At 70.7% G+C, this 10,602-nt stretch carries 11 protein-coding genes; 4 read left to right on the top strand and 7 right to left on the bottom strand.

Going from position 1 to position 10,602, the window contains the following annotated elements:
• Positions 1-29: 29 nt before the first annotated feature.
• From Q0Q23_RS19085 to Q0Q23_RS19075, 3 genes are all read right to left on the bottom strand, one after another.
• Positions 30-533, bottom strand: a complete 504-nt coding sequence (locus tag Q0Q23_RS19085; RefSeq protein ID WP_295128074.1) for a peptidoglycan-binding protein — start codon at positions 531-533, stop codon at positions 30-32.
• Positions 534-561: 28 nt separating this feature from the next.
• Positions 562-1,005, bottom strand: coding sequence for a hypothetical protein (locus Q0Q23_RS19080; protein WP_295128071.1), 444 nt, complete (start codon positions 1,003-1,005; stop codon positions 562-564).
• Between the two features lie 194 nt (positions 1,006-1,199).
• The gene (locus tag Q0Q23_RS19075) at positions 1,200-1,493 is read right to left on the bottom strand and encodes a lactococcin 972 family bacteriocin (protein ID WP_295128068.1); all 294 of its coding nucleotides are present in this window, start codon (positions 1,491-1,493) and stop codon (positions 1,200-1,202) included.
• 119 nt (positions 1,494-1,612) lie between these two features.
• Between Q0Q23_RS19075 and Q0Q23_RS19070 the strand changes: the two genes are divergently transcribed.
• Positions 1,613-1,798, top strand: coding sequence for a hypothetical protein (locus Q0Q23_RS19070; RefSeq protein ID WP_295128065.1), 186 nt, complete (start codon positions 1,613-1,615; stop codon positions 1,796-1,798).
• A 47-nt stretch (positions 1,799-1,845) separates the two neighbouring features.
• Here the strand turns inward: Q0Q23_RS19070 and Q0Q23_RS19065 are convergent, their stop codons facing one another.
• The 3 genes from Q0Q23_RS19065 to Q0Q23_RS19055 all read right to left on the bottom strand — a co-directional run bounded on the left by Q0Q23_RS19065 (position 1,846) and on the right by Q0Q23_RS19055 (position 8,052).
• Positions 1,846-2,622 (bottom strand): DNA-formamidopyrimidine glycosylase family protein, encoded by a 777-nt coding sequence (locus tag Q0Q23_RS19065; RefSeq protein WP_295128062.1) that lies wholly within the window; start codon positions 2,620-2,622, stop codon positions 1,846-1,848.
• A gap of 6 nt (positions 2,623-2,628) precedes the next feature.
• Positions 2,629-7,320, bottom strand: coding sequence for an ATP-dependent helicase (locus tag Q0Q23_RS19060; protein ID WP_295128059.1), 4,692 nt, complete (start codon positions 7,318-7,320; stop codon positions 2,629-2,631).
• 75 nt (positions 7,321-7,395) lie between these two features.
• Positions 7,396-8,052, bottom strand: coding sequence for an alpha/beta hydrolase (locus tag Q0Q23_RS19055; RefSeq protein ID WP_295128056.1), 657 nt, complete (start codon positions 8,050-8,052; stop codon positions 7,396-7,398).
• Positions 8,053-8,163: 111 nt separating this feature from the next.
• On the opposite strand from Q0Q23_RS19055, the gene Q0Q23_RS19050 reads away from it, so the two are divergent.
• The 3 genes from Q0Q23_RS19050 to Q0Q23_RS19040 all read left to right on the top strand — a co-directional run bounded on the left by Q0Q23_RS19050 (position 8,164) and on the right by Q0Q23_RS19040 (position 10,294).
• The gene (locus Q0Q23_RS19050) at positions 8,164-8,745 is read left to right on the top strand and encodes an NUDIX hydrolase family protein (protein ID WP_295128052.1); all 582 of its coding nucleotides are present in this window, start codon (positions 8,164-8,166) and stop codon (positions 8,743-8,745) included.
• An 84-nt stretch (positions 8,746-8,829) separates the two neighbouring features.
• Complete coding sequence (locus tag Q0Q23_RS19045) at positions 8,830-9,693, top strand: alpha/beta fold hydrolase (protein ID WP_295128049.1); 864 nt, start codon at positions 8,830-8,832, stop codon at positions 9,691-9,693.
• A 7-nt stretch (positions 9,694-9,700) separates the two neighbouring features.
• On the top strand, positions 9,701-10,294 hold the full coding sequence (locus Q0Q23_RS19040; RefSeq protein ID WP_295128046.1) for a TetR/AcrR family transcriptional regulator: 594 nt from the start codon (positions 9,701-9,703) through the stop codon (positions 10,292-10,294).
• A gap of 117 nt (positions 10,295-10,411) precedes the next feature.
• On the opposite strand, the gene Q0Q23_RS19035 is transcribed toward Q0Q23_RS19040, so the two are convergent.
• The coding region (locus Q0Q23_RS19035) for a hypothetical protein (protein WP_295128043.1) at positions 10,412-10,602 on the bottom strand (191 nt) is incomplete at its 5' end.

The raw sequence follows: 10,602 nt of genomic DNA, 5'->3' as shown, positions 1-10,602 counted from the left end.
CCTGGCCCTCGCGGCCTAAACCGAAACTGTCACCCATCGCTGCACCAGTCCCAAATGACGTTTGATTCCTGCGTTATGCCGATACGCGCCAAGGCCTCCTTGGCGGCGTTGAGAGTATTTTGCCCCACCACTCCGTCTGTATTGAGTGAGAACCCAAGTCGGGCCAGTTCGTTCTGGAACGATCGGACGTCGTCGCCCCGCGTTTCAAGAGAGAGATCCCGCCATAGGGGAGTAGCGGTTGCCAACGCCAGCCTTGGGACCCCATCCAACGCGAGCGGCGTTCCGCCCGAGGTGACAGTAGTTCCTTGTGCGCATGGAAAGGCCGTTACCTTTCCAGGGGCGGGCGCAAACAGTTGTGAGGGCGCTGGGTTCGACACTGTCAACCGCACGTCGCGCGCATCATCGAAATGATCTTGCCCGACCGCAATCTCACTGGTTCGCGGGGCTGTATTCAAATCCTCGGGCGTATTGGTGAGCGTTGCCACCGCAACTGCTGCCCCGGCGCATGCAGCGGCAGCGACCAGCGTCGCCATCCAGCTGACCAGATTCCAGCGAGATCGCTTAGCCACCGAGACGCCCGTCAGGGTCGGCGCTGCACGAATTGACCGTCTCGTGATCGGATGACGGTAGATCTCCGGCGCGGTAGTCCTTGAGCCCGTAGTTCGGGCCGACCAAACCTTTGCGTTTGAAGCAGTCGACTACTGCTTGAGCCATATCTTTATGCGAAGGATTGGCCCGCATCTGCACGTAGAAGTATGCGATGGGATATTCTCCGGACTGGTCAGAGCATTTTGTCTCAACGTTGTGAGCTTGATCACTCGTCAGAGACGAGGGCGGATGTAGCCCAGCCCCGTCGAAGTCGTACTTCGTTACAGTGATGCCGGCTGCTTCCAGGCACGAGGTGTAACGCTGTTTCATCTCTGAATACTCTTGGTCGGAGATCTTTCCGTCACGTAGTGCCTCTTTGATGTCAGCTGAGGTTGCCTTCTCGTACTCTTGGTGCATTTCTTCTGACCATGACGTTGGTGCTTGCCCATCTGCGGGTACGGGCTGCTCTGCAGAACTGGTGCATCCAACTAGTGCAATGATCACCGCCGCGGTCAGAAGGGGAATGAATATGGGCTTACGCAATTGAGGCCGCTTTCGGATTGAAATACCAGTCAGTGGTGTCGCGCCAGTGACGCGACACCACTCGATAACTACTTCACGTCGTAGTAGGCCTTGTTGCCCCCGACTGCCGAGATGGCTTGAGCCTTAGACCAGACCCCCGGCGAAGTCGAGGCGGAAACAACAGTGTTGTGCCCAACCGCCGTTGACTTGTGCGTGCGCGTGTTGTGGAGGTAGTCAGAAGTGGTGTACTTCCCGCTCACGCCGTAGTTCCAGGTGCCACCCTCGGAGGGATACGCGGTCGTTGCCTGGGCGGCGGTTGCTCCCAGCGTGACCAGTGCGGCTGTCGTTGCGGTGATTGCCAGCGCTTTGGCCAGGGATTTCATGAGTTTCTCCTTTTATAGCCAGTATTCTGGTATGATAGTTTGATATCTTAGCTATCTATGACAACCTAGCGCACGACCGCACTCTTTGTGCCCTCAAAGGTTCTTGTTACACTCCCGCCGTGTCCTCGGAATTTGACGCGTTCGTCGGGCTGAGCCTCCACCACGACTTCGAGAAGTGGTCGCTCAAGCCCACCGCAGCGCAGGAGGCCGGGCTCACCCCGCTCTTCGAACAGCTGGAGTCGTGGTCGGCCGCACTCGCGACCGTGCGCCCCGCGGCCGCCGACGAAGAGGAGGCCGCCGCGTAACGCGCGCTGCCATCCACCGACGTGCCCCTCGCGCGAGCGGCGCTCGCTCAGGTCTGGCAGACAGGGCAGAAGTAGGTGACGCGCTCCTCCAGCTCGGTGCGGCCGAGCTCCGATCGCCGGATGAGCGTGCCGCAGCGGCGGCACGGCCGCCCCTCCCGGCCGTACACCCACGTGTTCTGCCCGCGACGGGTGTCGCCGGTGGTGACGCGAACCGCCCGGTCGCGGTTGGCGACGAGCATGCGCCTCGCCAGTTCGACCGCGGCAGGCACGTCGACCTCCCCGACCGGCCGCGTCGGCAACGCTCCGCGCACGAAGCAGATCTCGTTCGCATAGACATTCCCGACGCCGGCCAGGTTCCGTTGATCGAGCAGGGCCACGGCGATCGGCGTCTCGGGATGCGCCTGGATGCGCCGCACGGCCTCCGCGCCATCCCAGTCGGGGCCGAGGAGGTCCGGGCCGAGGTGGCCGACGACCGCGTCCTCCTGCGACCGCGGCACCACCTCCAGTACTCCGAGCAGGAACCCGACCGCCTGCGCGTCCGCGGTCCGCAGCACGGCCCTCGCCTGAAAAGCGGGATGCCGCCAGCGCCCGCCCGGGGGATAGACCTCCCACGAGCCCTCCATCTTCAGATGGCTGTGGATGCTGCGGTCGCCCACGCGGATCAGCAAGTGCTTGCCGCGGCTCACGACCTCGTCGACACGCCTGCCGCTGAGATCGACCGTCGCGTACGCGGGCACCCGGAAGTCGCTCTGCGTGAGCACGCGACCCTCCAGCGCCCGCCGCAGGCGCGCGGCGGTCTGGTAGACGGTGTCACCCTCGGGCATCGGCCGTCACCCGCGCAGCCGGAGCCCGCGCGGCGTGGCCAGGAAACCGGCCTCCGCGAGCGCAGCGCCGACCGGCGTGCCCAGCACGGCTGATCCGTTGACGGTCTCCACGGCGAGTTTGTCGACGCGCCGGGCGGAGACCAGGGCCGCCAGCGCGCGCGAAGCGGCGAGCAGCGCCGGTCGCTGCTCCTCGTCCTGCTGGTCGAGGAAGCACAGCAGACTCTTGCCGCCTCGCTCGACGTAGAGGGTCGGTTCGCCGTCGACGAGGGCGACCAGTGCGCCGGCCTTGCGGCCAGGGCGATGGCCCGTGCCGCCCTCCACCCCGCCCGCCGGCGCCGGCACGGACGGCCACGGCAGCGCGGCGCCGTACGCATTGGCCGGGTCGGTGGCCGCGACCGCGAGGGCCTCGAACGGTCGCGGCTGGGTGTGGTCGCGCGCGAAGGTGCGGAGGCGGTCCACCGTCGGGCCGCTGGCGAACTGCGCGGCGCCGAGCGTCTCGACGAAGTAGCCGCGACGTGCGCGCCCGCTGTCTTCGAAGCCGCTGAGCACCTTGTATGCCAGCGCGAAACCACCCGGGGTGCCCTCGTTCATCACGGAGCCGCGGGTCACGACACCGTAGCGCTCGAGCAGCGTCTCGGCCTGAGCGTGCGCGCGCACGGTGGAGTCCAGATCGCGCTCGGGGAGCAGCGACCACCGCCCGGCGACGGTCGGCGGCCCCATCCGGGTGACCATCGCCGATTGCCGGGGTGCGCCGACGCGGCCGCGGTACATCCGCGAGCGGGTCGGCTGCCGGGGCCGCTTGTGGGCACCACCGCCCGCACCGGTCAGTGTGCGCAGCGGCGCGAGCGTGTCGTTGGTGACGAGGCCCGACCAGACGAGCTCCCACAGCGCGGTCACCAACTCGGCGTCGTCGATCGCCTCGCCACGGTCGGAGCCGAGGGCGTCCGAGAGCTGACGGAAGAAATAGCCGCCTCCGCGGGCGAGCGCCGACAGGATGCCGCGCTGCAGTTCGTCCGGTTCGCGATCGGCCGGCGGCGCGAGGGTGAGGGGAGCCGAGTCGGCGAGGTGCAGGCTGATCCAGCCGTCGTTGCCGGGCAGCGTGCCGTCACCCGACCAGATGACCTCGCCGGTGGCGGTGAGCTCGTCGAGCATCGCGGGGCTGTAGTCGACGACACGAACGGGGAGCACCAGAGACTCCCAGGCGGAGGCCGGGATGCGCGCCCCGGCGAGCTGCTCGATGACCGACGCCACGGCATCCACGCCGCGCAGCGTGGAACCCAGGTGCTGCCAGTCGCCGAGGAACCGCGCGAACGTCGCCGTCTCGACCGGCTCGACCTCCTGACGCAGAGCCGCGAGAGACATCCGGCGGAGCCGGCGCAGTACCTCGGCGTCGCACCATTCCGAGCCGTGGGCGTGCGGACGGAACTCGCCCTCGACGACCCGGCCGTCGGAGGACAGGCGGCGCAGGGCGTCGTGCACGATCGCGGGCCCGAGGCCGAACGCCGAAGCGAGCTCCCCGATCTCGAACGGCCCGTGCGTGCGGGCGAAACGGCTCACGAGGTCGCCGAGCGGGTCGTCGACCGGCTCGGTGAACGCCACGGGCACGCCGATCGGAAGCGGGACGCCGAGGGCGTCGCGGAGCCGGCTCGCGTCTTCGATCGCGGCGTAGCGTTCGACCCCGGCGTAGGTCACGGCGAGGGCGCGCTTGGCGTCGACGAGGGCCGCGAGATGCGCGGACGCGGTCTCCGGTGCGGCGTGCGGCGCCGCGGTCTGCGCGTCGGCGGCGGCGTCGGGGTTCGGCTCCGCGTCGCCCGCCCCCTGCAACCGCTGCGCGACCTCCTCTACCGTCAGTGGCCCGAGCAGCCGCAGGAGGTCGGCCACGCCCTCTTCGCCGCGCACCCGACGGTCGGGGTCGAGCCGTTGCAACTGCAGTTCGACGCGCTCGATGACCGCCGGGTCGAGCAGCTCGCGCAGCTCGGCGCGGCCCAGCAGCTCGGCGAGCAGTCCGGCGTCGAGCGACAGCGCGGCGGCCCGGCGTTCGGCGAGCGGGCTGTCGCCCTCGTACATGAACGCGGCGACGTAGCCGAAGAGCAGCGAGCGCGCGAACGGCGACGCCGTCTCGGTCGCAGCCTCGACGATCGCGATACGGCGCTGGGCGATGCTCTGCGCGACGTCGTCGAGCGCGGGGAGGTCGTAGACGTCCTGCAGGCACTCGCGTACCGTCTCGAGGATGATCGGGAAGCTCGGGTACTTGCGAGCGACATCGAGCAGCTGCGATGCCTTCTGCCGTTGCTGCCACAGCGGCGATCGTTTGCCCGGGTTGTATTTGGGCAGCAGCAGCGCGCGGGCCGCGCACTCCCGGAACCGGGAGGCGAACAGCGCCGAGCCGCCGACCTCCAGGGTCACCAGCTCGTCGAGTTCGGCCGGCTCGAAGACGAACAGCTCCCCGCCCGGGGGAGTGGATTCCGTGTCGGGAATACGCACGATGATGCCGTCGTCCGCCGCCATCGCGCCCGCGTCGATCCCGTAGCGCTCGCGCACCCGCGCCTGTACCGCCAGCGCCCAGGGCGAATGCACCTGCATGCCGAACGGGGAATGCAGCACGACCCGCCAGTCGCCGAGTTCGTCCCGGAACCGTTCGACCACCAGGGTGCGGTCCGTCGGCAGGTGGCCGGTGGCCTCCTTCTGCTCGCGCAGGAACGCCAGCAGGTTGGCCGTGGCGAAGGCGTCGAGCCCGGCCTCCACGCAGCGCAGTTCGGCGTCGGCGGGGGAGGCCGCGCCGAGCTCGCGGATGAACGCGCCGACCGCGGCCCCCAGCTCCGCCGGTCGGCCGAGACCGTCGCCCTTCCAGAAGGGCAGCCGTCCCGGCTCGCCGAACGCGGGCGTCACCAGCACCCGGTCGTGGGTGATCTCCTGGATGCGCCAGCTCGTGGAGCCGAGTGCGAACACGTCGCCCACGCGCGACTCGTAGACCATCTCCTCGTCGAGCTCGCCGACCCGGCTGGCGCGCTCGCCGACCATGAAGACGCCGAACATGCCGCGGTCGGGGATGGTGCCGCCGCTCGTCACCGCGAGCCGCTGCGCACCGGGGCGGCCGGTGAGCGTGCCGGCGTCGCGATCCCAGACGATGCGCGGGCGCAGCTCGGCGAACTCGTCGGACGGGTACCGGCCCGCGAGCAGATCGAGCGTGGCGTCGTAGGCGCTGCGCGGGAGGGTGGCGAACGGTGCGCTCCGTCGCACGGTGTCGAACCAGTCGTCGGCGTCGAGGGGCTCCAGGGCCGTCGCCGCGACCGTCTGCTGGGCGAGGATGTCGAGCGGGTTGGTCGGGACCTTCAGCGTCTCGATGAGACCGCCCACCATCCGTTCGGTGGCGACGGCCGAGTGGATGAGGTCGGCGCGGTGCTTGGGGAAGACCACGCCGCGGGACACCTCGCCGACCTGGTGTCCGGCGCGGCCGACGCGCTGCAGCCCGCTCGCGACGGACGGCGGGGCCTCCACCTGCACGACCAGGTCGACCGCGCCCATGTCGATGCCGAGTTCCAGGCTGGAGGTCGCCACGACGCAGCGCAGCCTGCCCGACTTGAGGTCGTCTTCGATGAGCGCCCGCTGCTCCTTGCTCACCGAGCCGTGGTGCGCCCGGGCGAGCACGAGCGACTCCGGGTCGGCGACGGCGGCGGAGCCCTTGGTCTGGCCGGAACCGCCCATCAGCTCGGCGGGAGGACGTGCCGGCGGCCCGACCAGCGCGGCGACGCCGGCCTCGCCGCCCAGCACCCGCTCCTCGTAGATCTCGTTGAGGCGGGCCGTCAGCCGTTCGGCCAGTCGCCGCGAGTTGGCGAAGACGATGGAGGAGCGGTGCTCGAGCACGCGGTCGACGATCGCCTCTTCCACGTGAGGCCAGATCGAACCGGCCTGGGGAGCGGAGCCGTCGTCGTTGCCGCTCGCGAACGTCGATGTTCCCAGCTCGCTCATGTCTTCGACCGGCACGACGACGCGGAGGTCGAAGCGCTTGCCCGCGGGCGGGGCCACGACCTCCACCGGCGCCCGGCCGCCCAGGAACCGCGCCACTTCTTCGGCCGGGCGCACGGTCGCCGACAGCCCGATGCGCTGCGCGGGCTTCGGCAGCAGCGCGTCGAGGCGCTCGAGCGAGAGCGCGAGGTGCGCGCCGCGCTTGGTGGCGGCCACCGCGTGCACTTCGTCGACGATCACGGTCTCGACGGTTGCGAGCGTCTCGCGGGCCTGCGAGGTGAGCATCAGGAAGAGCGATTCGGGCGTGGTGATCAGGATGTCCGGCGGCGACGAGACGAGCGCGCGCCGGTCGGCCGACGAGGTGTCGCCCGATCGCACCCCGACGCTGACGTGCAGAGGCTCGGCGCCGAGCCTCCGGGCGGTCTGCGTGACGCCGACCAGCGGCGCACGCAGGTTGCGCTCGACGTCGACGCCGAGCGCCTTGAGCGGTGAGATGTAGAGGACCCGCGTGCCCGGGCGGTCGTCGGGCGCCGGCTCACGGCTCGCCAGCCGGTCGATCGCCCAAAGGAAGGACGCGAGCGTCTTGCCCGAGCCGGTGGGTGCGATGACGAGGGCGTGCCGGCCGTGCGAGATGGCCTCCCACGCGCCTGCCTGGGCGTCGGTGGGCGCGGCGAACGCCCCGCGGAACCATTCACGGGTCGCGGGGGAGAACCGGTCGAGCACGTCGCTCATCGACTCCATCCTGCTCCCGGCCACCGACAGCGCCAAGGGGAGGGCGCGGGACGGTCCGCTGCCGGGCGCCCGCGGTCAGCCGCGGCGGGGGAGGTGCGCCCGGATGAACGACGAGATGTCGCCGAGTTCGAGCGGCGAGATGCCGTGGGCGAGGCCCTCGTAGATGCGGGCGTCGAGGTCGGAGTGCTCGGGCAGCCACTCCTCCGCCCGCGCGATCGAGGCGGCGGGGATGGTGTCGTCGTGCGTCCCGCGGCCCCAGAACACCGGCGGACGGCGCTCGGCGAGGGCGGCGTCGCCGTCCGCGGCGCCCTGCACCACGAAGCCGGACAGGATGACGGCGAAGTCGAAGCGCTCGGGCGCGAGACGCAGGAGTTGAACGGCCAGCGCGCCGCCCTGCGAGAAGCCGAGGAGGCCGGTCGGGGCCTGCGGCTGTTCGTCGATCCAGTCGAGCACTGCGCGGGCCGCCGCGTCGGCGTTGGCCGCCAGCGGGTTGCCGGAGACATTGGTGAACCGGGAGAACCACGCGAATCCGGGGCCCTCCGGGATCGGCGCGCGGAGGGAGGCGATGACCGGCTCGAGCGGCAGATAGGCGGAGATGCCGAAGAGGTCGGCCTCGTCGGACGCGTAGCCGTGCAACAGGATGAGGCGCGGCCGGCCGACCCGGTCGGCCTCGCCTGCGGACCACAGCACGGCGTCGTGATCGAGGTGGAGCTCGGGGGCGGGGAACGGCATGGTCCATTGTGCGCATCATCCGTTCGTCCTCCACAGCCCCCAGATCGCGGCGCAGTACACAGATCCGTCCGTCTGCGTGAACCGCGGCCGCCGCATCCGTAGGATCGGTGCATGAGCGTGCGCACCCCCGACCCGGACCCGACTCCCGACCCGCTCGACGGCGACGGTGTCCGCACGGGTCCTGCCTGGCTGAGCGACATCGAGCTGGAGCAGATCCGGCGGCGGCTGCCGTTGTTGTACGTGGAGGCCGTGCCCGTTCGAGTGGACGGCCTCGGGCAGGTCACCGAGGTCGGCGTGCTGCTGCGCGCCAACGCGGTCGGCGAGATCACCCGCACGCTCGTCTCGGGTCGTGTCATGTACGGCGAGACGCTGCGGGAGGCGCTGTTCCGTCATCTCGAGAAGGATCTCGGGCCGATGGCGTTCCCGCTCCTGCCGGCCAGCCCGGTCCCCTTCCAGGTGGCCGAGTACTTCCCGCTGCCCGGCGTCTCGGCGTTCACGGACGAGCGTCAGCACGCCGTCTCGCTCGCCTACGTCGTTCCCGTCACCGGCACGTGCGAGCCGCGGCAGGATGCCCTCGAGATCACCTGGATGACGCCGGGGGAGGCCGTCTCGCCGACGGTGTGCGAAGAGCTCGAGGGTGGTCGCGGCGGCCTCGTCAAGGCGGCTATGGCCTCGGTCGGTCGCCTGGTCTAGCGGCTCTCGTTCGCGATTTCGGTTTTTGCTTGCACTATCGGTTTCTGCTTGCACTCTATGGCTAATGGTATTAGCTTTAGGGCTATGAACACTTCCATCGCTTCGCAGGTCCGATACCTGCAGCGCCCCGAGGGACGCATCAGCTACACCGTCGAGGGCACCGGCCCGCTCGTGGTCGCCGTCCCCGGGATGGGCGACCTCCGCTCGACCTACCGCGAACTCGTCGGCCCGCTGCTGGAGGCCGGCTACCGTGTCGCCGTCACCGATCTGCGGGCGCACGGGGAGTCGGACACCACCTTCCGCGAGTTCGGCGACATCCCCACCGCCCGCGACCTCCTCGCCCTGATCGACGAACTGGGCGGCCGGGCGGTCGTGCTCGGCAACTCCATGGGCGCGGCCGCGGCGGCCTGGGCGGCCGCCGAACGTCCCGACGCCGTCGCCGGCCTGGTCCTCTTCGGCCCCCTGCTGCGCGACCCGGCGATGAGCCGCTTCGCCGTCGCGTCCGTCCACGGCCTGTACCGCGTGCTGTTCACCGGCCCGTGGGGCGCGTCGGTCTGGGCTGCCTATTACCGGTCCATCAACAAGGGCCGCACCGCGCCCTGGCTGAAGGAGCACGCAGCCGACCTCAAGCGCAACATGAAGGAGCCGGGCCGGCTGCGCTCGTTCCGCCACCTCACGCTCGCCCTGACCCACTCGGTCGTCGAGCCGCGCCTCGCCGAGGTGCAGGCGCCCATCCTGGCATTCGTCGGCGAACTCGACCCCGACTTCAGAGACCCGGCCGCCGAGGCGGACTGGATCGAGTCGCTCGGCGCCCAGGTCGTCCGCGTCGCGGAGGCGGGCCACTACCCGCAGGCCCAGCGCCCCGACGTCATCGTCCCGGCGACGCTCGACTACCTGCGCGAACTGCGTGCTGCCGCCGGCGGCGACTGGGGCGCTGCGCGTGCCTAGGGTCGGGTTGTCCCGGGCCGCGGTCGCGGTGGTGGCCCTCGACGTCGTCGATGACGGCGGCGTGGCCGGGCTCGACCGGCTGACGCTCGCCGCCGTCGCCTCGCGCGCCGGGGTCGCCGTCCCCAGCCTCTACAAGCACGTCGCCTCCCTCGACGACCTCCGCCGACTCGTCGCGACGGATTGCGTCGCCGAGCTGGCGCGCGTGCTGGCCGAGTCGACCATCGGCCGCTCCGGTCCGGAGGCCATCCACTCGGCGGCGGACGCCGTGCGCGCGTACGCGCACCGGCATCCCGGCCGGTACGCCGCGACGCAAGTCGCTCCCGACCTCGGCTCGGCCGCCGACGCCGAGCTCGCCGCCCGCGCGGCCGAGACGATCGCCGTCCTGGCCGCCGCGCTCCGCGGGTTCGACCTGCCGGAGAACGCCACGGTCGACGCGATCCGGATGCTGCGCAGCGCCCTCCACGGCTTCATCACCCTCGAGCTCGGAGGCGGCTTCGGCCTGCCCGACGACCTCGACCGCAGCTTCCGGCTCCTGATCGACGGCATCGTCACCGGCATCGGCACGCTGGCCCGCGCAGAAGTCGGCCCCGGAGGCCGCTGACCGTGGACCGGCCGCATTAGCCAACGGAGGAGCTGCGGCCGCCCGTGGGCCCCAACTCCTCCGCTGGCTGCCACTCCCGGGAGTGTCGCGAGGATTCTCCTCCGTTACCGACGCGGATCAGCCCCGGGCACGGCGGGTGCCTCGGCCGCGGCTGGTGCTGCCGCTGACGAGGTCGCCGACGCGCAGACCGGTGCGCGGCGCCCCGCCGCGAGCCGACCCGCCGTTGCCGTGGGTGCCGCCGTGCGCGGCCGCGACGTTGCCGTGATTGGCGCCGCGAGCGGCCCCCGAGTTGCCGTTCCCACCCGCGC

The organism is uncultured Leifsonia sp. (assembly GCF_945957465.1).
Classification (GTDB): domain Bacteria; phylum Actinomycetota; class Actinomycetes; order Actinomycetales; family Microbacteriaceae; genus Leifsonia.
The sequence above is the reverse complement of the archived record's forward strand: the minus strand, read 5'-3'. Positions and strand labels throughout refer to the sequence as shown.